This is a genomic window from Paenarthrobacter sp. NPDC057355 (genome assembly GCF_042667405.1).
Taxonomy (GTDB): Bacteria; Actinomycetota; Actinomycetes; order Actinomycetales; family Micrococcaceae; genus Arthrobacter.
Genome location: NZ_JBHVAL010000015.1, coordinates 80,267 through 103,694 on the forward strand (window position 1 = coordinate 80,267; position 23,428 = coordinate 103,694).

At 62.8% G+C, this 23,428-nt stretch carries 24 protein-coding genes and 1 pseudogene; 5 read left to right on the forward strand and 20 right to left on the reverse strand.

Going from position 1 to position 23,428, the window contains the following annotated elements:
• Nucleotides 1-4 precede the first annotated feature (4 nt).
• Entirely contained in the window at nucleotides 5-301 is a 297-nt protein-coding gene (groES, locus tag ACFUOZ_RS15890) for a co-chaperone GroES (RefSeq protein ID WP_018776625.1), read from the reverse strand.
• A gap of 192 nt (nucleotides 302-493) precedes the next feature.
• Entirely contained in the window at nucleotides 494-856 is a 363-nt protein-coding gene (locus ACFUOZ_RS15895; RefSeq protein WP_377549822.1) for a hypothetical protein, read from the reverse strand.
• Between the two features lie 67 nt (nucleotides 857-923).
• On the opposite strand from ACFUOZ_RS15895, the gene ACFUOZ_RS15900 reads away from it, so the two are divergent.
• Entirely contained in the window at nucleotides 924-2,153 is a 1,230-nt protein-coding gene (locus ACFUOZ_RS15900) for an SAM-dependent methyltransferase (RefSeq protein WP_377549824.1), read from the forward strand.
• A gap of 23 nt (nucleotides 2,154-2,176) precedes the next feature.
• On the opposite strand, the gene ACFUOZ_RS15905 is transcribed toward ACFUOZ_RS15900, so the two are convergent.
• The 10 genes from ACFUOZ_RS15905 to ACFUOZ_RS15950 form a co-directional block, all read right to left on the reverse strand.
• Complete coding sequence (locus tag ACFUOZ_RS15905) at nucleotides 2,177-2,557, reverse strand: hypothetical protein (RefSeq protein WP_377549826.1); 381 nt, start codon at nucleotides 2,555-2,557, stop codon at nucleotides 2,177-2,179.
• Nucleotides 2,558-2,730: 173 nt separating this feature from the next.
• Nucleotides 2,731-3,267 (reverse strand): hypothetical protein, encoded by a 537-nt coding sequence (locus tag ACFUOZ_RS15910; RefSeq protein WP_377549828.1) that lies wholly within the window; start codon nucleotides 3,265-3,267, stop codon nucleotides 2,731-2,733.
• Between the two features lie 571 nt (nucleotides 3,268-3,838).
• Nucleotides 3,839-4,324 (reverse strand): hypothetical protein, encoded by a 486-nt coding sequence (locus ACFUOZ_RS15915; protein ID WP_377549830.1) that lies wholly within the window; start codon nucleotides 4,322-4,324, stop codon nucleotides 3,839-3,841.
• Between the two features lie 82 nt (nucleotides 4,325-4,406).
• The gene (locus tag ACFUOZ_RS15920) at nucleotides 4,407-4,784 is read right to left on the reverse strand and encodes a hypothetical protein (RefSeq protein ID WP_377549832.1); all 378 of its coding nucleotides are present in this window, start codon (nucleotides 4,782-4,784) and stop codon (nucleotides 4,407-4,409) included.
• Between the two features lie 182 nt (nucleotides 4,785-4,966).
• On the reverse strand, nucleotides 4,967-5,503 hold the full coding sequence (locus ACFUOZ_RS15925; RefSeq protein ID WP_377549834.1) for a hypothetical protein: 537 nt from the start codon (nucleotides 5,501-5,503) through the stop codon (nucleotides 4,967-4,969).
• Complete coding sequence (locus ACFUOZ_RS15930; protein WP_377549836.1) at nucleotides 5,500-7,458, reverse strand: alpha/beta hydrolase; 1,959 nt, start codon at nucleotides 7,456-7,458, stop codon at nucleotides 5,500-5,502. Before ACFUOZ_RS15930 ends, ACFUOZ_RS15925 begins: the two co-directional genes overlap by 4 nt.
• Before the next feature lie 7 nt (nucleotides 7,459-7,465).
• Nucleotides 7,466-7,870, reverse strand: a complete 405-nt coding sequence (locus ACFUOZ_RS15935; RefSeq protein WP_377549838.1) for a DUF6507 family protein — start codon at nucleotides 7,868-7,870, stop codon at nucleotides 7,466-7,468.
• 139 nt (nucleotides 7,871-8,009) lie between these two features.
• Nucleotides 8,010-8,822 (reverse strand): shikimate 5-dehydrogenase, encoded by an 813-nt coding sequence (locus ACFUOZ_RS15940; RefSeq protein ID WP_377549840.1) that lies wholly within the window; start codon nucleotides 8,820-8,822, stop codon nucleotides 8,010-8,012.
• Between the two features lie 30 nt (nucleotides 8,823-8,852).
• The gene (ykgO, locus tag ACFUOZ_RS15945) at nucleotides 8,853-8,975 is read right to left on the reverse strand and encodes a type B 50S ribosomal protein L36 (RefSeq protein WP_011775528.1); all 123 of its coding nucleotides are present in this window, start codon (nucleotides 8,973-8,975) and stop codon (nucleotides 8,853-8,855) included.
• Entirely contained in the window at nucleotides 8,972-10,093 is a 1,122-nt protein-coding gene (locus ACFUOZ_RS15950; RefSeq protein ID WP_377549842.1) for a GTP-binding protein, read from the reverse strand. Before ACFUOZ_RS15950 ends, ykgO begins: the two co-directional genes overlap by 4 nt.
• A gap of 180 nt (nucleotides 10,094-10,273) precedes the next feature.
• Between ACFUOZ_RS15950 and ACFUOZ_RS15955 the strand changes: the two genes are divergently transcribed.
• A complete protein-coding gene (locus ACFUOZ_RS15955; RefSeq protein ID WP_377549844.1) occupies nucleotides 10,274-11,425 on the forward strand; it encodes a glutamate--cysteine ligase in 1,152 nt (383 codons plus the stop codon).
• Nucleotides 11,426-11,500: 75 nt separating this feature from the next.
• On the opposite strand, the gene tsaD is transcribed toward ACFUOZ_RS15955, so the two are convergent.
• Genes tsaD through ACFUOZ_RS15985 form a run of 6 tightly spaced genes read right to left on the reverse strand, consistent with a single transcriptional unit; the run spans nucleotide 11,501 to nucleotide 16,794 of the window.
• Nucleotides 11,501-12,637 (reverse strand): tRNA (adenosine(37)-N6)-threonylcarbamoyltransferase complex transferase subunit TsaD, encoded by a 1,137-nt coding sequence (gene tsaD, locus ACFUOZ_RS15960; RefSeq protein ID WP_377549846.1) that lies wholly within the window; start codon nucleotides 12,635-12,637, stop codon nucleotides 11,501-11,503.
• The gene (gene rimI, locus ACFUOZ_RS15965; RefSeq protein ID WP_377549848.1) at nucleotides 12,634-13,137 is read right to left on the reverse strand and encodes a ribosomal protein S18-alanine N-acetyltransferase; all 504 of its coding nucleotides are present in this window, start codon (nucleotides 13,135-13,137) and stop codon (nucleotides 12,634-12,636) included. Before rimI ends, tsaD begins: the two co-directional genes overlap by 4 nt.
• 13 nt (nucleotides 13,138-13,150) lie before the next feature.
• Nucleotides 13,151-13,822 (reverse strand): tRNA (adenosine(37)-N6)-threonylcarbamoyltransferase complex dimerization subunit type 1 TsaB, encoded by a 672-nt coding sequence (gene tsaB / locus ACFUOZ_RS15970; protein WP_377549849.1) that lies wholly within the window; start codon nucleotides 13,820-13,822, stop codon nucleotides 13,151-13,153.
• Nucleotides 13,822-14,391 (reverse strand): tRNA (adenosine(37)-N6)-threonylcarbamoyltransferase complex ATPase subunit type 1 TsaE, encoded by a 570-nt coding sequence (gene tsaE / locus ACFUOZ_RS15975; RefSeq protein WP_377549851.1) that lies wholly within the window; start codon nucleotides 14,389-14,391, stop codon nucleotides 13,822-13,824. Before tsaE ends, tsaB begins: the two co-directional genes overlap by 1 nt.
• Nucleotides 14,388-15,641 (reverse strand): alanine racemase, encoded by a 1,254-nt coding sequence (gene alr / locus ACFUOZ_RS15980; RefSeq protein WP_377549853.1) that lies wholly within the window; start codon nucleotides 15,639-15,641, stop codon nucleotides 14,388-14,390. Before alr ends, tsaE begins: the two co-directional genes overlap by 4 nt.
• A gap of 58 nt (nucleotides 15,642-15,699) precedes the next feature.
• Nucleotides 15,700-16,794, reverse strand: a complete 1,095-nt coding sequence (locus ACFUOZ_RS15985; RefSeq protein WP_377549855.1) for a carbohydrate kinase family protein — start codon at nucleotides 16,792-16,794, stop codon at nucleotides 15,700-15,702.
• A 47-nt stretch (nucleotides 16,795-16,841) separates the two neighbouring features.
• Between ACFUOZ_RS15985 and ACFUOZ_RS15990 the strand changes: the two genes are divergently transcribed.
• Entirely contained in the window at nucleotides 16,842-18,215 is a 1,374-nt protein-coding gene (locus ACFUOZ_RS15990; protein WP_377549857.1) for a 6-phospho-beta-glucosidase, read from the forward strand.
• Nucleotides 18,216-18,225: 10 nt separating this feature from the next.
• Here the strand turns inward: ACFUOZ_RS15990 and ACFUOZ_RS15995 are convergent, their stop codons facing one another.
• Nucleotides 18,226-18,744: a GNAT family N-acetyltransferase gene (locus tag ACFUOZ_RS15995; RefSeq protein ID WP_377549859.1), complete on the reverse strand. Its 519-nt coding sequence runs from the start codon at nucleotides 18,742-18,744 to the stop codon at nucleotides 18,226-18,228.
• A 146-nt stretch (nucleotides 18,745-18,890) separates the two neighbouring features.
• On the opposite strand from ACFUOZ_RS15995, the pseudogene mshA reads away from it, so the two are divergent.
• Nucleotides 18,891-20,134 (forward strand): annotated as a pseudogene (mshA, locus tag ACFUOZ_RS16000) (D-inositol-3-phosphate glycosyltransferase).
• Between the two features lie 103 nt (nucleotides 20,135-20,237).
• Complete coding sequence (locus ACFUOZ_RS16005; RefSeq protein ID WP_377549861.1) at nucleotides 20,238-21,926, forward strand: formate--tetrahydrofolate ligase; 1,689 nt, start codon at nucleotides 20,238-20,240, stop codon at nucleotides 21,924-21,926.
• A 383-nt stretch (nucleotides 21,927-22,309) separates the two neighbouring features.
• Here the strand turns inward: ACFUOZ_RS16005 and ACFUOZ_RS16010 are convergent, their stop codons facing one another.
• Complete coding sequence (locus tag ACFUOZ_RS16010) at nucleotides 22,310-23,395, reverse strand: inositol-3-phosphate synthase (RefSeq protein ID WP_377549863.1); 1,086 nt, start codon at nucleotides 23,393-23,395, stop codon at nucleotides 22,310-22,312.
• Nucleotides 23,396-23,428: the final 33 nt, after the last annotated feature.

The window sequence follows — 23,428 nt, forward strand, 5'->3', positions numbered from 1 at the left end:
GAAGTTACTTTACGACGATCGCGAGGACATCGCGGGCGGACAGGACGAGGTACTCGCTGCCACCGGTCTTGACTTCGGTTCCACCGTACTTGGAGTAGATGACGACGTCGCCGACAGCTACGTCCACCGGTACGCGGTTGCCGTTGTCATCGAAGCGGCCGGGGCCGATTGCAACAACTTCGCCTTCCTGCGGCTTCTCCTGCGCGGAGTCCGGAATAACCAGGCCGGAAGCCGTGGTCTGCTCTGCTTCGAGCGGGCGAACAACAATACGATCCTCAAGAGGCTTAATCGAGACCGACACTCGGACTCTCCTTTTCATGAGCTGATTCATGGACTAAGAACTAGGGTGCCGTGGCGTACAACCGTCGTCGCGGTGCCGGTGGACGCCTGGCGGGATTAGCACCCTCACGGGGAGAGTGCTAACTAGACTCTATGTAAGGCGTTAGCACTCGGTCAAGGTGAGTGCCAGCATTTCGTCATGGGTGAACTGCGGTCACTGGTCCCTGAGGTCGTCCAGATCGTAGTCTTCGCCGTCGTCGTCCTCATCCAGCGCCGCGCTGCCGCGGTTCAGGTACAGGACCACCGCCGAGGCGACTGCAACGACGCCGGAAATCACCAGCGCGATCACGCCGCCCAGGCGGGCGCCGCTGTAAAGATCGCGGATCTCGCGCGCCTCATCCGTAGGATCGCTGACGCTCTTGCCCGACACGGAATAGGCTGCGGCATTGAAGGAGTCCAGCGCGAAAATAACAATCAGCAGGCCGACGCAGACTACCGCGATGACAGCGCCCGCAATCAGGGCAGGACGGGCGTACACGGTGAGGCGGGAGGGCGGCGGGGCTGCGTTGTCTTCCATGAAAACAACCCTATCCGGCTGATTCCACAGTCACACTGCCATGACGCGCGACGTTAGGCTTGTTCCCATGCCTCACGCACCGCAGGAACAGATCGCGCCCTTGCTGACTACTGAAGGATGGGAACTTCTTGCCTCGCTGGGGCCTTACCGGGAGGCTGACGCTTTCAGCACCAACGCCGAACTCCGGAAGGCTGGCCACTCCCCCGAACTTGTAGCCGCCGTCCTGACCCAATCGCGCCTTCGGACCCGCGCGGAGGCCAAGTTCGGCGAATTCGCCCGCCAGATGCTCTTTACTCAAGCCGGCTTGGAACAGGCCACCCGGCTCAATGTCGCCGCCCGCCACGCTGAACGTTTCGCCCAGGCAGGCATCAGTCACGTTGCGGACCTCGGCTGCGGCCTCGGCGCCGACTCCATGGCTATGGCTTCGATGGATATCGCGGTCACTGCCGTGGAGATGGATGAAACCACCGCGGCCTGCGCCATGATAAACCTCATGCCATTTCCGCATGCGAGGGTTGTGCACACGGACGCGGAGTCGGTATACCTTGAGGGGATCGACGGCGTCTGGCTGGACCCCGCCCGACGCACCACCTCCACGTCCGGCACCAAAAGGATCTGGGACCCGGAGGCCTTCTCCCCTCCGTTGTCGTTTGTAGAAAGGCTTGCGGCCACCGGGCGTGCGGTAGGGGTCAAGATGGGCCCGGGCATCCCCCACGACTCCGTGCCTTCGGACTGCGAGGTCCAGTGGGTGTCCGTGGGCGGCGACGTCACCGAAGCCACGCTGTGGTTCAACGCCGTTGCACGGCCCGGCGTTCGCCGCGCGGCATTGGTCCTTGGCAGCCAGGGCGCTGCGGAAATCACCAGCGGTGAGGATTTCGACGGCGGCCCAGTCGCCGCCGTCGGGCCTGTTGAAGGCTTCCTCTACGAACCGGATGGTGCGGTGATCCGCGCAGGGCTGGTGGCCGACGTCGCTGAGCGGTTGGGTGGGCATCTTGTGGACGAGCACATCGCCTACATTTGCGCCCCCGAACCCCACGACACCCCCTTTGCCCGCGCGTACAAAGTGCTGGAGGTGATGCCGTTCAACGTCAAGGCCCTCAAAGCCTGGGTCAAGAGCAACGGCATCACTGTCCTGGACATCAAGAAGCGTGGCACCGCAGTGACCCCCGAAGAGCTCCGCAAGCAACTGCTGCCGGGCAAGCCTGCCAAGGGCAAGGATGCCAAAACAGCCACCCTCGTCCTCACCAGGATCGGCGAGGAGCGGGTGGCTGTTGTCGTGGAGCCGGTGACTGCGTAGCACTGCTCCACTGGCCGCGACGCTCAGGTGGTCTTTTTCCTGGCGGCGGGGTCCAGGGTGCACTCGCTTACGACCTTGATAAACGAAACGGTCTTGGTCGGCGTAAAAATCAGGAGCATGCCGCGGGGAGTTACGGCGTGGATCTCAATTCCTGTTGTATTAGGGCCCCTGTTATCGAAGATGTGTGTGATCTTGTAACCCTTCGACTCCCAATGGGCCCTCATGCTTTCCACTGCCGCCTTTGGATCCTCGACGGGGCCGCCTTCGATCTGCCGTTGATACAACCGACCGTCGGCTCGCTCGTGAATGCCGCAGGGTTCCGTTACATAGTCAGCCGTATCGCGCAGGTCCCACTCGGACCACGACGTGCCCGATTGCTGCACCGTATCTTCCATGGCATCCATGAACTCCGTGAACACCTCCTTAGCGCTCCGCTCTCCGGGCCCTGGCTCTCCGTGTCCATCCGAAGGGTTTGTACTGCACCCTGACAGCATCACGACCATCGCCACCATCATCGCCAACACCTTCGAGCGCCATCCCACGCTCTGTGAGGGCACCGAGACTCCGCGATTCACCGTTACGTCGTTCTCCTGTCGGCAGCCGGATCCAAAGTGCATTCACCCACAACTTTGACAAACGAAACGGTCTTGGTCGGCGTAAAATTCAGGAGCATGCCCCGGGGAGTTACGGCATGAATCTCAATTCCTGTGGTGTTATCGCCCCTGTTATCGAAGACGTGCGTAATCTTGTAACCCTTCGATTCCCAGTAGGCCTTCATGGCGTCCACGGAAGCCTGTGGATCCTCAACCGGGCCGCCCTCTATCTGCGTCTGATAGGCCCGACCATCGTCCCGAGAACGAACCGAGCACGGCCCCGGGAAGAATCCAGCGGTGTGGCTTCGGTTCCAAATAGGCCAATCTGCACCGGACTTCTGCACTGTGTCATCCACGGCATCCATGAAGTCCGTGAAAACTTCCTGGGCGCTCCGCTCGCCTGGCCTGGGCTTGCCATCCTGACCACCCATTTTGCTTACACCGCACCCTGACAGCATCAGGACCATCCCCACCACCATCGCCAACACCTTCGAACGCCACCGCACGCTCACGATGGGCACAGAGAATCCGCGAACCACAGCTACGTCGTCCTCCTGTCGGCAGTTGGATCCAAAGTGCAATCGCTGATCACATTGATTAAGCTCCCCACCGGAGTCGGCGAAAACTGTATCCGGACCCCGCTTGGCGTTCGCGCGTTAATCTGAACTCCCGTAGCGGGGTTGCCGTCGTCGAAATAATTGCCTATTTCGTAGCCCTTCGACTCCCAGTGAGCCTTCATTCGCTGCGCAGCAGCCTGAGGATCGGCAATAGGTCCGCCTTCGATCTGCGTTTGATATGCCCTGCCATCATCACGAACCTGAACAGAGCATGGAGGCGGAAAGTAGCCCGACGAATTGTTGCGGTCCCAGTCGGGCCAATTAGTACCCGAATGTTGCACAGTGTCATCCACTGTATCCATGAAGTCCGTGAACACTTCCTGGGCGCTCCGCCCTCCGGGCCCAGGCTCTCCGTGTCCATCCTCAGGGTTTGTACTGCACCCTGACAGCATCACGACCATCGCCACCATCATCGCCAACACCTTCAAACGCCACCGCACCCTCACGATGGGCACAGAGAATCCGCGAACCACAACTACGTCGTCCTCCTGTCTGCAGCCGGATCCAGGGTGCACTCGCTATGCACGTTAACGAATGAGGTCCCCTTCGACGGTGTGAAGATCAGGACCATACCCCGTGGAGTCGAGGCGCCGATTTCAATGCCGGTGGTATTGCCGCCCATGTTGTCGAAAATGTTCCCGATCTCGTAACCCTTGGACTCCCAGTGGGCCCTCATTCGTTCCACCGCGGCTTTCGGGTCCTCAACCGGGCCGCCCTCTATCTGCGTCTGATAGGCCCGACCATCGTCCCGAGAACGAACCGAGCACGGCCCCGGGAAGAATCCGGCGGTGTGGCTTCGGTTCCAAATAGGCCAATCTGCACCGGACTTCTGCACTGTGTCATCCACGGCATCCATGAAGTCCGTGAAAACTTCCTGGGCGCTCCGCTCGCCTGGACCAGGCTCGCCGCGATGACCGTCACCTGGTTGGTTTGCAGCGCACCCCGAAGCGAATATAACCATGACGCTGAGCAGTGAGAGCACCCTTATCCCGTGACAGTGTCGCGCAGAAAACGTAGCCGATTCGCTTGTAACACCCGCCATTTCAGGTGGTTTTTTTCCTGGCATTCGGGTCCAATGTGCAAGCACTGACGACCTTAATGAAACTGACGTGCGGGGTGGGCGAGAACTGCAAGCGAACGCCTGTTGACGTACGCGCATTCAGCTGAATTCCCGTGGCAGGGTTCCCATCATCAAATACATTGCCAATCGTGTACCCCTTCTCTTCCCAATGCGCTTTCATCAGGTCCACAGCAACCTGCGGGTCGAGTGCAGGGCCACCTTCGATCTGGGTTTGGTAAGCCCGACCATCATCCCGTGTTCTTACTGAACACGGGCCAGCAAAGAAACCTGCTGTGTGGCTTCGGTTCCAGATGGGCCAGTCCATGCCCGAAAACTGCACCGTGTCATCAACGGCATCCATAAACTCTGTGAACACCTCCTGGGCGCTCCGCTCACCGGGTCCGGGTTCCCCGCCCTGATCGCTGGGCGACGCCCCGCCACACGCACAAAGAACCAAGCTCGCGATAACCATGACGATTACATCGGAAGTCCGATTGCGCCGTGGTTCCTCTAACAGCCTGCGTGGCATTCGACCACCCAAGGCTAGGCGGTCACCTTCTTCGCCGAAGGATCCAATGTGCATTCGCTTTGTACATTTATGAATGAGGTGTGCTTAGACGGTGTGAAAATCAGGATCATTCCCCGTGGAGTCGACGCACCGATCTCAATCCCGGTGGTATTCGCGCCCATATTGTCGAAGACATTTCCAATCTTGTAGCCCTTGCTCTCCCAGTGGGTCCTCATTCGTTCCACCGCGGCCCGGGGATCATCGACGGGGCCTCCCTCGATTTGAGTCTGATACGCCCGCCCATCGTCTCGAGACTGAACTGAACAAGGCGGCGGAAAGAAACCCGCGGTGTGGTTTCGATCCCATGCGGGCCAATCGGTGCCGGAATGCTGCACGGTGTCGTCAATGGCGTCCAAGAAGTCAATGAAAACTTCTTCTGCGCTCCGCTGTCCGGGTCCGGGCGTTCCACCCTGACCATTAATTGCTGAATTTCCGTTGCATCCCGACGCCACCAAACACCCCATCATCACCAACACCAACCACACCTTGTGCTTGTATGTAGTTTTAGTCATTTGTCAATTTCCTTTAATTCCTCGGTTAGCTCGTCCGGAGTTAGGTTCCGCTCGACTAGCCGTCCTGCAGGAAAGTCCATTCCCCCGAATCCCGCTTGGGTTTCACGTTGAAGTGGCAGCAACTGCTTGATTTGTTCACCGCGCCCCGTTGAGGTCAAGGCTATGTTGTGGGCTGACTCGGTGTTTAGATCCAGGTAACCGTGGGAGCTGGTAGCAGCAAAGATCGAATCTCCGCTGTTGCTGGCTGCCCACCCTTTGGCGTCGTGGCCAGTTGTCCGGGTATAGAGGTGACCTGTTTCAGGATCATAACCGCCTTCGGAGGAGAAGGACTTAGCCCCGAACCAGTCACCTGTCGGATCCAAACGCCCCTCACGTCCTCTCAAGCCACTCCCCATGATCCCCAACGGAGCTACTCGATCCTCGCTCGCCGCCGTCACATAGACTTCCGGCTGACCAGCGGCGTCCTTCGCCACGTGGAGGTCCGCGGCAGAGCCGATCTCCCGCCATTCAATCCCGGCCGAGCCAAAAAACGTAGCGGTCGCGATCTCCTGACTGATGGATATCAAGGCATAAGAGGCCGTAGTGCTGCCGTAGGAGTGGGCCACAAGGTTCAGGCGCGGTTCCACGGCGTTCTCACCTATCCCAGCGCGGGTCTCGCTGAAGCCATCCAATGCAGCAGCGAGCTTTGCTCCGCCGCGTTTCGCCAGCTCGGTCGACAACACCTCACCGCTTGGCGGCGCCTCGGGAGAGTCGTAACCAACCCAGGACACTACAGCGGTAGTAGGAGCTTTTGCCGGCTCTGAGAAGGTGCGGAGTTGTTCGTTGTACAGGTCTTGCGCAGATTTGGTCCACGACTCGAGACCATCAGCCACCGTAGTCCTCATGCCCGGGACGTTCCAGGTCACATTGGAGGCTGTATCCAGGTCTCCGATCGCAAGGGCAACAAGCGGTTTGCCGTTCTCGTCAGGAGTGAATGACACAATGGTTCTCGCCGGGGCATCCGGCCCGTTTTCCACTGGGACGAGTGAATCGTAAATAACCCGCAGCGCCACCTTGTCCGCTTCGCTGGTCCGGGTGTCGTTATAGACCGCATCAAGGTTGACCCGGTTCGCTTTTGCCCGGACGGCGTAGGGTATCCCGTTGAGGCTCCCGATGATTCCAGGGGCAGCCACTACCAACGCGGCCTGCTGCTCCGGGGACAAACCAGCCCACCATTCCTTGACCTTGGAAACGGCCGGTGGCGAGGCCAGTCCGGAGCGAAGGTAGTCGGACTCGGCAAGCCCGTAGTCAAGCAACCGCCCGGGCGTCAGCGACGTCAGCAACAGAAGCGTCTCCAGTCCTCCCCCGCCCTTGGCCTCCAGCCCCTTCAATTGGTACCGGGTCCATTCCGTCTTGAACTCCGTCAATGCGCCGCCGTCGTAATACACCGGCACGGACGGGTCGACGGAATACACCCGTTTGATCTGTCGGGCACAGGCCTCCTGAGCGTGCTCATGCTCCGTAGCCAGCGACCCGACACGGCGCTCGAGGTCGGCGGCCTGCGAAGCCATAGCCACTCCACTAACCGAGAAGGAAACATCGCCCGTGGTTTCCATGAAGGCAGCACGGGTTTCGCATTCGTCCCGCTCGCCATGAAAGCGCGCGATCTCATCCAGCAGCAAACCACGACGCCGGTTCAGCTCCCGAAGAGCGTCGGCGTACGCCATCAACGCCCGGTAGACCACGACCAGACCTGTCCGGATTTCCTCACTCTTCCGGGTAACCGGCTGGAACAACGACAACAATTGTGGAGCCTCGGGGGCACGGTAGGCGTCGGCCATTGCTGACCACTCCGAAGCCGCCGATTGCACGGCATTGACGACTCCCTGCGCATTCTCCGTCAATGGGGTTGCGGAGAACTCCAACGCCGCGGGATCGGGCCACCCATCCAACGCAGATGCATCGACCTGGTACATGGTGGCCCTACCTTGCCGGATTCCAGGACATTCCGGGCGGGAAATCCCAGGGGCTCTTTGCACCCGTACTCCGTGCGTTCGCCAGCGCTGTCGCCGCCATCGTCTCGTCGCAGGCAACATAGGCCGCTACCGCGGCTTGGGCCCCGCCAAAGATGTTCGCGGTTCGCTGTACCAGAGCACGCACATCCGTGGTTAGTACCGAGTCTGCGTAGTACTGAAGAGCCGAGTAGGCGGGTCCGCTCCGAAGCACACCACCCAGGGCATCGAACGCATGCCGAAGCTGCGACTGGACGCCAGGAAGCACACTGATGCGCTGCCTCGATGCAGCCACCACCGCCAAAGCCCTGCCACTGTCAATCTCGAACACCACTGCTTGCCCCCAAACAAAGTAGTAAGGATTCTGATTAATCAATCGAAATGATTAATCCAAGCAAGAGTGTATACGACAGGAGGCTCTCGATTACAACGTTAGAGAGACAAGCACCCGGCCCTCACCAGGATCGGCGAGGATCGGGTGGCTGTTGTGGTGGAGCCGGTGTCCGCCTGAGGCTTCAGCGGCGCGAGAACTCAGAGGCTTCGCGCACCTGGCCGGGAGTCGGGCGCACCCCCGTGTAGAGGACGAACTGCTCCTCCGCCTGGATGGCGATGACTTCGGCCCCGGTGATGACCGGCTTTCCGGCAGCCCGCGCAGCGGTGATGAGCGGCGTTTCGGAGGGCAGCGCAACGACGTCGAAGACCCCTTGCGCAGCGGCAATGGTGGCGTCATCGAAGGACTGCGCAGTTTCATCCGCTCCGGCCATGCCTAGCGGTGTGACGTTGATGATGAGGTCCGCGGTTGCTCCGTTGACGTCGTCCTGCCAGCCGAAGCCGTACAGCTCCGCAAGAGCGCGGCCAGTGGTTTCATTGCGGGCCACGATGGTGACGGCGGTGAACCCGGCATCCCGGAGGGCTGCGGCAACTGCCTTCGCCATACCCCCGGCGCCGCGCAGCAGGACCGTGTGGCTTGTGGGGACCTCGTGGTCCTTCAGCAGCCGCGCAATGGCGATGTAGTCCGTGTTGTAGGCGGTCAGGACGCCGTCGTCGTTCACGATCGTGTTCACCGAATCGATGGCTTTGGCCGAGGGATCCAGCACATCCACCAACGGAATGACGGCCTCCTTGTACGGCATGGACACCGCGGCGCCCCGGATCGGGAGACCGCGGATGCCCGCGACGGCAAGGGTGATGTCCGCGGGTGCGAATGCCTTGTAGATAAAGTTCAAGCCGAGCAGATCGTACAGATAGTTGTGGAACCGGGTCCCGATATTGCTGGGGCGGGCCGCGAGCGAAATGCACAGGGACATGTCTTTATTCAGGATGGGCATCCACCCATTAAACAACGGGCCGTTGACCGTTTAGCCTTGGCGCGCCTTCATTCGCGGGTTGTTCTTGTTGATGACGAATGTGCGGCCACGCCTGCGGACGATTTGGGCGCCCGGGATCTTCTTGAGTGCACGCAGCGAGTTCCTGACCTTCATGGTTTTTCTCCTTCTTCTTGGGTGGTTTGGGCAAAGTCGTCCTTCATTTCGGCCTCCGTGAGCTGGCAGCTGTCCAGGAGATCGCGGACTTCCCCGGCGTCGATGTCCTGCGAGTACCCGGTGAGGGCCAGGACCGTGCCACGGTCTCCATGGCTCGGGTGCCAGTCGAGGGCGGCATCCACGTCCCCTACGGGCACCTGTTCAGGCCGGTCGGCCAGCCACGTTCCCGTGCTTTCGAGCCAGACCCGGGGACCAATGCCCTGCACGGCAATGCGGGTTGTGGGAGCCGAGGCAATCCAGAGTCGTCCGCGCATCCAATGGGTTCCACTGGCCAGGTACGGCAAGGCGTCCCGGAAGCGGCCGGGGTGCAAGGGACGTCCGGCTTTGTGCAGCACGGTGGTGAAGGAACCGTGCGAGTCACTGACGGGAAGGCGCACGACGCCGGGCCGGTTCCGGGCCGCTGCCTCGGCGGGGTCGAAGCAGCCTGGCCGGAAGGTGTCAGCTGGTGCGACGAGGTGTGCGTGGGGCGCCAGTTGCCCCAGCAGTTCGACTCCCGTCAGCCAGGGTTCTGATCCCTCCCCGGGATTGCCGGACAAAACGGATCCCAGGCCCGGGGACATGAGCACCGTGTCCACCTGCCCGAACTCGCCGACAAGGAACTCGCCACTCGTGCGTTCGTCGCTGGGCATCGATGTGAAGCCGGATTCGAACAGCGTGTGGCGGTCCCATATGTGGTTGTCCACGTCCGCCGGATCCAGGGCAAGGACCGCATTGTCAATGATCACGGGGCCGTCGAGTCCGCGGCGGAGTTCGTCCACGGCCATGCCCGTGGCGACACCCGGAGGCAGGCCAAGGACCACATGGTCGAAGCCGCACGCGGCGAGTCGTTCCGCCGTCGGGACTACATCCAACCGGACCGTGCAACTGAGGCAACCGTGTTCCAACAGCGTCGTTTCCCGCTCGAAGAGCCGGCCATCGCGGAATACACGGCGAAGGACCAGCGATCCGTCCAGGAGGTCGTGGAGGACCACCACTGAATTGGCGTGCGTGCGGCCGAGCCGTTTTGCGGCCGCCTCGCGGCACTGACTGTCCAGGGAGCTGACGACGGTGAAATGCATGGGAAAAGAATAATGCGAACGATTCTCAATAGCAAATCCATGGGCAGCGAACGGTTACGTTCCGTGAGGCTGGACCTTGAGGCTGCATTAGACTTGATCCGACCGCTGGCGGCCCCGCAGCGGGGAACCACGGCCGGCTGGGGCAACCCTCAACCGGGAAGTACATTCTGAGGGGACTACGTGCAGATTGATTTTGCGCCATCCAGGCAATCGACACTGGGTGTGGAATGGGAGTTGGCGCTCGTCAATGCACGCACGGGGGAACTGGTCTCCGTGGCAAACGATGTCCTCAAAGGCGTGGCAGCGAACCACCCGGACCTCAACGAGGACGACGAACACCCCCACATCAAGCGCGAGCTCCTGCTCAACACTGTGGAACTCGTCACCGGCATCTGCGAGACGGTCAAGGACGCCAAAGAGGACCTCAGCCGCTCCCTGGAGGCAGTACGCGAAGTCACCGATCCCATGGGTGTCGAAGTGTTTTGCGCCGGCAGCCACCCGTTCAGCCCTCCCCTGCTGCAGCCCGTCACCGACAAAGAGCGTTACGCCAAGCTGATCGAACGGACCCAATGGTGGGGACGCCAGATGGTTATCTACGGCGTGCACGTCCACGTTGGGATCGACCGCAAGGAAAAAGTCCTTCCCATCCTGGACGGTTTGGTCAACTACTTCCCGCACTTCCAGGCGTTGTCGGCTTCGAGCCCCTACTGGGCCGGCGAAGAAACGGGCTACGCTTCCCAGCGCGCGCTCATGTTCCAGCAACTCCCGACGGCGGGACTCCCCTTCCAGTTCGACACCTGGGAAGGCTACGAAGCCTATGTCCAGGACATGTTCACCACCGGCGTGATTGACGCGATTTCGGAAATCCGCTGGGACATCCGGCCCGTTGCTGCCCTGGGCACCATCGAGATGCGGATCTGCGACGGACTCGCCACGCTGGAGGAAGTGGGTGCGATCGCGGCGCTGACCCAGTGCCTGGTCCATGAATTCTCAAGCATCCTCGACGCCGGCGGAACCATTCCCACCATGCCTCCGTGGCACGTGCAGGAAAACAAGTGGCGCGCTGCCCGCTACGGCATGGAAGCCATCATCATCCTCGATGCTGAAGGCAACGAAAAGCTGGTGACCGAGCACCTGGCCGAGACCTTGGAACGACTGGAACCCATCGCTGCCGAACTTGGTTGCACCGAGGAACTGAAGGATGTCGCAAAGATCATCGAACGGGGTGCCAGCTACCAGCGCCAGCGCCGCGTCGCAGCCGAACACAACGGCGACCTCCAGGCCGTGGTGATGGACCTCGTCCAGCAGATGCGCAAAGGCCCGGACGCCTAGGAGGCAACGCGGGGTCACTTATGGCCCATAATTGCTGTCGGGATGGGCCATAAGTGACCCCGCGTTGCTTGTTGGCTAGGCGGGTACTGACACCGTGGTGACCGGCATTGACGAATCCGGCGCGAACTCCACCCCACTGGGGCCGACGCCTGCCATGATCAACTGGGCTCCGAGGGCCGCCACCATGGCTCCGTTGTCCGTGCACAGGTCCAACGCGGGTACGTGAAGCTTGATTCCAGCCGAGGTGCAACGCTGCCCCGTCAGTTCCCGGAGCCGCGAGTTGGCGGCGACGCCCCCTCCGAGCAGGAGGTCGGTAATGCCGTTCTCCTTGCACGCCAGGATTGCCTTCGAGGTGATGACATCCACCACGGCCTCCTGGAAGGCTGCCGCAACGTCCGCCACGGGTACTTCTTCGCCCCGGGCCTCGAACTGCTCCACACACCGTGCCACGGCGGTCTTCAAACCACTGAATGACCAGTCATAACGGTGCGGGCCCTTCTCCTCCGCAGTGCCCATGTATTTGGGCTGGGTCAGCCCGCGAGGGAAACGGATCGATTTCGGATTGCCTTGGCGGGCCAGTTTGTCGATGGCGGGGCCGCCCGGGTAGCCGAGGCCCAGGATGCGCGCTACTTTGTCGTACGCTTCCCCGGCGGCGTCATCGATGGTCGAACCCAACAGCTCGACATCGTCCGTGATGCTGCGGATGCGCAAAATTTCCGTGTGACCACCCGAGACCAGGAGCGCTCCGAGGTTCTCCGGCAACGTCCCGGCACTCAGGCCGGCGGCAGCACCGGCGTCGGGCTTTCCGTTCGTCCCGGGCCGCTTGTCCAGCAGCCCAACACCAACGTGGGCCACCAGGTGGTTGATCGCGTACAGGGGTTTTCCGGTGGCGAGAGCCAACGCCTTCGCGGCGCAAACTCCAACCATCAGTGCCCCGGCAAGGCCTGGTCCGGATGTCACGGCGATGGCGTCGATGTCCTCAAGGGTCACGCCCGCTTCATGCAGTGACTCCTGCAAGGTCGGAACAAAAGCGTCCAAGTGCGCGCGGGAGGCAATCTCCGGGATCACCCCGCCGAACCGCACGTGCTCATCCATGGAAGAAGAGACCGTATTGGTGAGCAAGGTAGTCCCACGGACGATGCCGACACCTGTCTCATCGCAGGACGATTCGATACCGAGCACCAAGGGCTGGTGCGGAGCAGGCGTGCTCATGCTGTGGGTCCTTCCTGGGTGGGCGCATCGCCGAGCTGCAACCGCATGATCAGCGCATCGGTGCCATCACGGTAGTAGCGTGGCCGGACGTGGATCTGCTCGAAACCGAAGCGCAGGTAAAGCTGTTGTGCCCGGGGGTTGTCTGCCCGAACCTCAAGCAGGACATCTGCGGCGCCGCGGCGGCGGGCCTCGTCGATCAATTCGGTCAACATGGCCGAGCCGATCCCCTTGCCCTCGTACTCAGGGACGACGGCGATCGTCTGCACATCCGCGATGGGCTCGATGCACATCAGGCCGGCGTAACCAACGATTTCGTTGCCCACCTCTGCCACCACATAGCGGCGGGTTCCCGGCTGGGCCAATTCATCGATGAACATCTGGAGTGGCCAGGCGTCGACGGGGAACAGCCGGCGCTCCAAGGCCTCCACTTCCCTGATGTCCGCGTTGCCCATGTCCCGCAGGGAAATCCCGGCGAGCTCCAGCTTCGGTGACAATTTCACAGTTTCCGTCCGATCAGAGCGCGCGTTTGCGGGGACCGGGCACCTGGGCATCCGATTCCCGCAAGTACAAAGGCGTGGAGTCCAACAGTGGCTGCCCTGCGTTCAGTCGGGCCAAAGCGAATTGGCCCAGGGACGCGGCATCCGGCTGTGTCGTGGCGAAGTCCTCGTCGGCGCGCAGGACATCGGCGTACAGACCCGCACCCGCTCCGAAAACGGGCAGGTCCGGCAATTCAGAGGCGAAGCCGACGTGCGGCCCGTCGACGAGTTCAGGAAGCTGCCCCTGGACGTACGTATAACGGGCCCAGTAGACCTCTTTGCGCCTGGCATCAGTGGCCACCAGGAACTCCGGGGCAGCAGCGGTGGACTCAGCCACTTCAAGGGCGATCGCATCCAGGCTCATCAGGCCGTACAACGGCTTGTTCCACACGAAGGCCAGGGTGCGGGCAGTCGCGATGCCGGACCGGAGACCGGTGAAGGGACCCGGCCCGACACCGGTGACGATGGCATCGATGTCAGCCCCCGTCACGCCGGCTCCCGCCAACAGTTTCTCAATGCCAGGCGCCAGCACTTCGGCATGGCTACGGGTATCTTCCGTGGCGAAGGAATCCACCACGCCTTCCATGGCGTCATTGGAAATGAGGGCAGCACTGGCCACCGCCGACGTATCAATAGCCAGGATCAGCATCAGTTGCCTCCCTGTTCTGCGTTTTCAAGAAGCGATGGAGCTTCGGCCCAACGGGGACCAAAGCCACGGAAAACAATGGTGCGGGGCTCGTCGTCGTCGTCGGTATCGAAGTCCAAGACATCCTGTGCCTCCGTGGACCTTTCGCCACCGACGGCCCTGTGCAGCTCGACTTCCAGCCGGCTCTCAGACAGGTGCTCTACCCGGTCCCGGCCCCACTCCACCACCGTGACCGCAGTATCCATGGTGTTCTCGAGATCGATGTCGTCGATCTCGGCAGCCGATTCCAGCCTGTAGGCATCCACGTGGACAAGGTCAGGGCCGCCCGGCCGCGGTCCGTCGGGCAGGTTCGGGTGGATCCTGACCAACACGAAGGTGGGCGAGATGATCCCGGCGCGCACGCCCAGCCCCTCCCCCAGTCCTTGCGTGAACGTGGTCTTGCCGGCCCCCAGCTCGCCGGTCAGGACCAAAAGGTCACCGGCCTCCAGAACCCCACCGAGGGCCGCGGCGAGCGCGTGGGTCTGGTCCGCCGTCGTAACGGTCAAGGTGCGCTCCCATTGGGCTCCGCTCACAGCGCCGCCTTATCGGTGCTAGCGGCAACAGCCGCGGGTTCTTCGGGAGCCGGGAGGGCCTCGTTGACGTAGCTGCGCGGCACACGGGGGCTGATGCGCGTGACGATTTCGTAGTTGTTGGTTCCTGCCGCCGCGGCCCAGTCGTCGGCGGTGGGTCCGTTGTCTGCGCCGTCACCGAACATGACGGCTTCCGCGCCCTTGTAAGCGGCCGCCGTCTCCGGGCTCATCGGCCCGAGGTCGATGACCATCTGGTCCATCGCGATTCTGCCAACCACGGGATAGTTGACGCCGTTGACGCGGACCGGACCGCCGGTGCCGATCCGGGGGACGCCGTCGGCATAGCCCAAAGGAACCAGGCCCAGGGTGCTTTCTTCGCTGGTCCTGTAGTTCAGCCCGTACGAGACACCCTGGCCTTCAGGAACCTTCTTGCAGTTGGACAGGAGCGTGCGGACCGTCATTGCGGGATGCAGTCCGAGTTCGGCAGAAGTGGCGCCCTCAAAGGGTGACAAACCGTAGATGCCAAGGCCCACGCGGACGAGGTCGAAGTGCGAGTCCGGCCGGGACAAGGTTGCGGGGGTGTTGGCGATGTGCCGGACTTCCGTGTCCACACCTGCGTCCTCGGCCATGGCGATGGCCTCACGGAAAACAGCGAGTTGCTCATCAGTTTCCGGGCGGTGGGGTTCATCAGCCACGGCAAGGTGCGAGAAAATGCCGACTACCCGCAGCAAGCCCTGGTCCTGGTAGTCCATGGCCTGGCCCAGGAGCTGGTCCCAGTCGGCGATGGTGCAGCCGTTGCGGCCGAGGCCGGTGTCCACTTTGAGGTGCACTCGCGCGGGCCGTTCCTGCTCGCGCGCTGCCGCCACGACAGCGTCAAGTTCCCAGCCCGAGATTCCGACGTCGATGCCGGCGGCGACGGCCGCTTGAAAGTTGCTCTCGCGGGTGTGCAGCCACGCAAGGAGCGGGGCATCGATACTGGCGGCCCTCAATGCGAGCGCCTCGGAAATGTGGGCAACCCCCAACCAGGCGGCACCGGCGTCGAGCGCGGCCCGCGCAACCTGGACGGCGCCATGGCCGTACGCGTCGGCTTTCACCACGGCCATCACCGCGGCGGGAGAGGCAATGCCGACGAACTGCCGGACATTGTGGCGCACTGCTTCGAGATCGATCACGGCGGACCGTTCAAGCACCGCCGCTTTGGCTATTGCGGCCTTTGAGCCGATCCCGATATCTGCAGCTGCTTCATAAGTCACCCTAGAGATTCTAGTGGTGCCAGTGAATTCGAGTTAACTGCGGGGCCGCTTGCCACCGCTATTGGGCATCGGACAAGTGCGCGATGGTGGCCCGCGCACGACGTTGGGCTTCGGCCGGAATGTCCTTCACGATCGGTTCCAGGAACGCGAAGCGCCGCAGCCACTGACTTGACTGCCTTTCCTTCCGTGCGTTGGCCCGTTGCCACCAGTCCGCGATGTCGCCCCACCCCGGCGCGGCCAACGATCCGCCGACCTGTTGGACGGCCAAGGATGCACACAGGTTGGCAAAGCGGAGACGGTCACCCAGCCGCCATCCCGAAAGGCACCCCACAATGAAGGCCGCCCCAAAGCAGTCCCCCGCCCCCGTGGGGTCAGCGGCCGAAACGGGCAAGGAAGGAACCCATTCTTCCTCCCCGCTTTCCGAGTCCACTGCCACAGCGCCCTGAGGGCCAAGGGTCACCACGGCCACTGGAACACGGTCAGCCAGGGAGTACAGCGCCGCCCAGGGGTCGGATTTGCCGGTGAACGCCATGGCCTCCGGCGCATTGGGCAAGAAGGCATAGTAATTTTCGAGCTGGTCCAGCCTGCGCTCGGACCATTTGCCGGTCGGGTCCCATCCCACGACGCCGAAGAGCCGGGTGCCGGCACTCCGGGCCGCCATCATCCACGGTTCCATCTCCTCTTCCAAGTCAGCAACGGCCGCGAGCGCCCGGGGCGGCTGGCCGATCAGCTCCGAAGAGCTAATCGGGGCTGGGTGGCCGTGAGTGACCATGGAACGGTCCTGGTTCACGCACATGGAAACCGTCACGGGTGAGTGCCATCCGGGAACCCGCCGGGACAACGACAGGTCCACGTGTTCCTGTGTTTCGAGGATCTGCCAGTTGTAGTCGCCGTAGCCGTCGTCGCCGAACGTGGCAGCAAGGTTGGTCCGCAATCCAAGCCTGGCCGCCGCGATTGCCTGGTTTGCGACTCCTCCCGGGCAGCTTCCCATCCCTTCACTCCACACCTCGGTACCGGGTTCGGGCGCTTGGGGAAGGCCGGTGAAGATGATGTCCTGGAAGACCGTGCCGGTCAGGAGAAGATCGCAACCGGCGTCGGCGTCGGACCTCACGGCGGCCAGGGGGTCGAATCGTCGCTGGGGCATAGCGTCCATGAACGGCACACTACGCCGCAGCTTGCGGGGCTGCATAGACTCGGAGCATGCGGCTCATGATCGCCGGTGGCGGCGGGTTCCGGGTTCCCCTTGTGTACCGGGCGTTGTGTGAGGGTCCATTCGCGGGCCTGGTCAGCGAACTGGTGCTTTTCGACGTCGACGAACAACGGCTCCACGCCATCCAGGCAGTGCTCCGCGCGATGCCTGTAACCTCCGGCTCCGGTCCCGCCGTCTCGGTGTGTACGGATCTTGGCGAGGCACTCACGGGGACCGACGTCGTGTTCGCGGCCATCCGGCCCGGCGGCACAGCCGGCCGGATCGCCGATGAAGGCGTTGCGTTGGCGCTTGGCTTGCTGGGCCAGGAGACCACCGGTGCCGGCGGAATCTCCTACGCCCTGCGATCCATTCCGCGCATGCTGGAACTCGCCGAGGCCATGCGGCGCCATTGCCCCGACGCATGGCTGATCAACTTCACCAATCCTGCCGGCATGGTGACGGAGGCGTTGGTGCCGGTCCTTGGGAAGCGGGTCATCGGGATCTGCGATTCCGCCGGAGGACTGGTCCACCGGGCCGCCCGGGCGGCCGGCTATCCGCTGGCCGAAGGAAATCTCGACGGCGTGGGCTACTACGGGCTGAATCACCTCGGCTGGCTCTACCGGCTGGCGCCCGGTGGCACGGATCTCCTGCCCGGGTTGCTGGCCGACCGCGCCGCCCTCGAGTCGCTGGAGGAAGGGCGCCTGTTCGGGCAACACCTCCTGGACAGACTTGGGGCCATCCCCAACGAATATCTTTACTACTACTATCAGACCGCGCAGGCCACCACGGCGATTCGTGGACAAAGCCAGACCCGTGGAGCGTCCATCCACGCACAGCAGCATTCCCTGTATCCGGAGTTGCTCCGGTCCGATGATGCCTACGCGCTGTGGGACGCGGCGCGGCGGTCCCGCGAAGAGGGTTACCTCGCGGAGGCCCGCCTTCATGGGGAACAACGCGATGAGGCCGATCTCGCTGGCGGCGGTTATGAGCGGGTGGCTTTGTCCGTCATGCGGGCCCTCTCCGGGGGCGGCACCGCCCAGCTCATCCTCAACGTGCCCAACGCGCCGGTGCTGGCAGCTCCCGCCGCCGCTGAGGTGGCCGTGCCCGGGTTGCCGGCGGACGCCGTCGTCGAAGTCCCCTCCCAGGTGACGCCCGACGGCGCGGTGGCGGTTGCGCAGGATCGCCCGCCCGGGCAGTTCCTCACCTTGATGCAGCACGTCAAGGAAGTGGAGCGGCTCACGATCCGAGCCGTCCGCGAGCGCGATCGCGAAGCCGCAGTCCAGGCCTTCGCCTCACATCCCTTGGTTGGATCGGAGCTGTTGGGACGGCAACTGCTCGCAGGGTATGAGGAAGCCTTTCCCGCGCTGGCCGGGCTCTGGGAGTGACGCTTCGGCTTTACAGCTTGCGGTACATCACATGCAGGCCGACGTAGCCGATCTCAGGGTGGTTGAAGGCCTCGGGGACGGTGGCAAGGATACGGAACCCCATCGACTGCCACAGCCAGACGGCCCTGACATTACTCTCCACAACGGCGTTGTATTGCATCGCGTAGAACCCTGCGGCTTTGGCCTCCGCAAGGGAGTATGCACAGAGAGCGCGGGCAATACCCTGGCCCGAGTGGTTGGCCGACACCATGTAACCTGCGTTGGCCACATGGCTACCACCGCCACCCTGGTTGGCGTGGAACTCCCCGGTGCCCAGGATCTTGCCGGACTCCCGGTCCACGGCAACAAAGGTCTGGCCGGGGGCTTCCTTGGTCCATTTGGCCTTGGCCGCTTCCTCGGGAGTGTCGCGGTCCCAAGTGAAAGTCTCGCCTTCCCGGATCACGGGCTCCAGGATGGACCAGATCCCGGTCCAGTCCTCGGGGTTTGCCTTGCGGATGTCAAAGGTTTGTTCTTGGCTCACAGGCCACACGCTAGCAGCCTTGCCGAGATGGGGTCTCCAGCTGCGGGTTTTCCACATATGCGGGACTGTCCACATAGCGGCGCGACTTTCTTGAGGCGTGGATCGGCAGGAGTAGTGTTTTCTGCAGTGAAGTGGTGAGAGTCAGGAGGGTTGCCATGCCGATGGTCCGTCGTGTGGCGTTCCTGTCACTGCATACCTCCCCCATGGAGCAGCCCGGGGCCGGCGATGCGGGCGGAATGAACGTGTACGTTCGGGCCTTGGCCATGGCTCTCGCGGAATCCGGCGTTGAGGTGGAGATCTTCACGCGGGCCACCAAAGCCAGCCAGCCCGCCGTCGAGCATCCCGGCCCTGGCGTCTGCGTCCACAACATTCCCGCCGGGCCCCGCCGCAAGGTTCCCAAGGAGGAGCTGCCCGAACTGCTGCACCAGATGGTGGTGGAGATAGATAACATCCGGAACCGGCAACTGCATGGCCGTTACGACGCCATCCATTCCCACTACTGGGTCTCCGGAGTTGCGGGCTTGGAGCTGTCGGCGTTGTGGGGCGTTCCTCTGGTGCACACCATGCACACCATGGCGAAGGTGAAGAACCTGGTACTGCAACCGGGCGAACACCCGGAGCCTCGACGCCGGGAGAACGGCGAGCAACGGATTGTCGACGGCGCCGACCGTCTGATCGCGAATACTCCTGCCGAGGCTGATGAACTTGTGTCCCACTATGGGCAGATCGCGACCGGATCGATGTCGCTCCGCCCGGTGTGGACCTGAACGTCTTCACACCCGCTTTCCGCAAGAAATCACGTGCCAGGCTGGACGTGCGGCCGGGCAGCTTCCACATCCTGTTCGCCGGCCGGATCCAGCGGCTCAAGGGTCCCCAGATTTTCGTCAAAGCCGCGAGCATCCTGCGGGAGCGGCGACCGGACATTGACCTCGAAATGACAATCCTGGGTGCGCTCAGCGGCGCCAAGGACTTCAACCTCCAGCACATCATCAGCGATGCCGGAATGGACGACGTCGTCACCCACCGCCCACCGGTGGTAGCGACGGAGCTGGCTGGTTGGTTCCGATCGGCCGACGTAGTGGTGATGCCTTCTTTCAGCGAGTCCTTTGGCCTGGTCGCCTTGGAAGCACAGGCGTGCGGCACACCGGTGGTTGCCACCAACGTGGGTGGCCTGTCCCGGGCTATCTCCGATGGCCGCACTGGAATCCTGGTGGACGGACATGACCCCACTGACTGGGCGGATGCCTTGGAGGATCTGTACGACGACGTCCGGACCCGCGAAGACATGGGCAGGCTTGCTGCCACCCATGCGGAGTCGTTCGGATGGCAGCGCACAGCCGCGATCACCTTGGAGAGCTATCGCGAAGCGGTCGGCGGCCTGTTGCTTCCCAGGGCTTGAGGTTCCCTGGCGTCGTTCCCCACTGCTGGTAGATTGGCGCGCACAGCGTTTGCGCGCCACAAGCGTCAGCCCTGAAACGGGAACATCCAGCCGAAGGACAACGATGTCTGAAAACAAGGTCTTGAGTGATCTTGAGATTGCCCATCAAGCCGCCATCCTCCCCATCGAGGAGATCGCGCGAAGAGCCGGCATCCCTCGTGAGGCCCTGGAGCTGTACGGGCCTTACAAAGCCAAGATCAACACCGGCAAGGTGGTGCTTCCCGAGAATAAGGCACGGGGGAAAGTGGTCCTGGTCTCTGCCATGTCCCCCACCCCGGCGGGCGAAGGGAAGTCAACCACAACGGTAGGTCTTGCCGATTCATTGGCGCGTGCCGGACATAAGGTAATGATCGCCCTCAGGGAGCCTTCACTGGGTCCCATTCTTGGAATGAAGGGCGGGGCCACGGGCGGCGGATACTCCCAGGTCCTGCCAATGGATGACATCAATCTGCATTTCACCGGGGACTTTCACGCGATCACCTCTGCGAACAATGCACTTATGGCCTTGGTGGACAACCACATCTTCCAGGGCAATCAGCTCGGCATAGATCCCCGGCGCATGACGTTCAAACGCGTGCTGGACATGAACGACCGCGCCCTGCGGGAAGTGGTGATCGGCCTCGGCGGCCCAGCCCAGGGCATACCCCGCCAGGATGGTTTCGACATCACGGTGGCCTCTGAAATCATGGCCGTGTTCTGCTTGGCCACAGACCTCGATGACCTGCGGACCCGACTGGGCCGGATCACCTTCGGATACACCTACGACCGCGCACCGGTTACCGTCGCGGATCTGGGCGTCGAGGGTGCGCTCACCATGCTGCTGAAGGACGCCATCAAGCCAAACCTTGTCCAGACCATCGCCGGGACGCCGGCATTGGTCCACGGCGGCCCGTTCGCGAACATCGCCCATGGATGCAACTCGCTGATCGCGACCCGGACGGCCATGCAGCTTGCCGATGTCGTGGTCACCGAGGCCGGCTTCGGCGCGGACCTTGGCGCAGAAAAGTACATGGACATCAAGGCGCGCATCGCAGACGTGGCGCCATCCGCCGTCGTAGTTGTTGCAACCATCCGTGCGCTCAAGATGCAAGGCGGGGTACCTAAGGACCGCCTGAGCGAACCGGACCTGGACGCGATGGCGGCCGGGGTGGAGAACCTTAGGAGGCATCTGAGGAACGTGGCCAAGTTCGGCATCACGCCGGTTGTCTCCATCAACAAGTTCGCCACCGACACTGCCGGGGAACTTGAATGGCTCCTGTCCTGGTGTGCCACCGAAGGCGTGGAGGCCGCCGTCGCCGATGTCTGGGGTCGCGGCGGTGGAGGCGACGGCGGCGACGAGCTCGCAGCCAAGGTGGCGGCCGCATTGGGCGCGGCGTCGGACTTCCACCACCTCTATCCGCTGGAGCTGCCAGTTGAGGACAAGATCCGGACGATTGTGCAGGAGATCTACGGGGCCGACGGCGTCGAATTTTCCGTACCGGCGTTGCGACGGCTGGCGGAGATCGAGAAGAACGGCTGGTCCGGCATGCCGGTCTGCATGGCAAAAACGCAGTATTCCTTCACCGACGACGCCTCCAGGCTCGGAGCGCCCAAGGGGTTCAGGGTGCATGTTCGGGACCTGATTCCCAAAACCGGTGCCGGCTTCATCGTCGCCTTGACCGGGGCTGTTATGACAATGCCCGGGCTCCCGAAAGAACCGGCTGCGATGCGCATGGACGTCGACGCCGAGGGCAACCCCACCGGCCTCTTCTGACCCTCTCTCACATCCCCCGCCCTTCACCCCAACCCTCCACCACACCCCCGCAGATTATTTGAGAGGGCAGGCCCAACCGCGGGCTACGTGAAAGAGGGACCGGCCCAACCGCGGGGTACGTGAAAGAGAGCGCCCGGCCCAAACGCGGGGTACCTGAGAGAGCGCCCGGCCCAAACGCGGGGTACCTGAGAGAGCGCCCGGCCCAAACGCGGGGAACGTGAGAGAGCGACCGGCCCAAGCACGGGGTACCTGAGAGAGCGACCGGCCCAAACGCGGGGAACGTGAGAGAGGGACGCGCCCAAACGCGGGGAACGTGAGAGAGGGTCCGGAAACGACTGACGCCCCCGCACGAAAGTGCGGGGGCGTCAGGGGTAACGCGGTGTTTAGCGCTCGATGTCGCCGCGGATGAAGGCTTCGACCTTCTCACGGGCGATGTCGTCGTTGAACTGCTCCGGCGGCGACTTCATGAAGTAGCTGGAAGCGGAGAGCAGCGGGCCACCGATGCCGCGGTCCAGGCCGATCTTGGCGGCACGGATGGCATCGATGATCACGCCGGCGGAGTTCGGGGAGTCCCAGACCTCAAGCTTGTACTCGAGGGAAACCGGGGCATCGCCGAAGTTGCGGCCCTCGAGGCGGACGAAGGCCCACTTGCGGTCATCGAGCCAGGCAACGTAGTCGGACGGGCCGATGTGGACGTCGTCGGCGTGCAGTTCGGCCTCGACGTTGGAGGTGACGGCCTGGGTCTTGGAGATCTTCTTCGACTCCAGACGGTCGCGCTCAAGCATGTTCTTGAAGTCCATGTTGCCGCCAACGTTCAGCTGGTACGTGCGGTCCAAGGTGACGCCGCGGTCTTCGAACAGCTTGGCCATCACGCGGTGGGTGATGGTGGCACCGATCTGGCTCTTGATGTCGTCGCCGACAATCGGTACGCCGGCTTCGGTGAACTTGTCGGCCCATTCCTTGGTACCGGCGATGAACACCGGGAGGGCGTTCACAAAGGCGACACCTGCGTCGATGGCGCACTGGGCGTAGAACTTTGCAGCCTGCTCGGATCCCACCGGCAGGTAGCAGACCATGACGTCGACCTTGGCTTCGCGGAGGGCGGCAACAACGTCGACTGCTTCCTCGGGAGCCTCAACAATGGTCTCGCGGTAGTACTTGCCCAAACCGTCCAGGGTGTGGCCACGCTGGACGGTGACGCCCGTCGCGGGGACGTCGGCAATCTTGATGGTGTTGTTTTCGCTGGCGCCGATGGCGTCTGCCAGGTCCAGTCCAACCTTCTTGCTATCGACATCGAAAGCAGCAACGAACTGGACGTCGTTGACGTGGTACTGGCCGAACTCGACGTGCATCAGACCCGGGATCGTGGCCTTGGGGTCAGCGTCGCGGTAATACTGAACACCTTGGACCAGCGATGCGGCGCAGTTACCTACGCCGACAATGGCAACACGAATCGGATGTGAAGACACGGAACTCCTTTGAGAACTAAAGCTCAGGTGCCA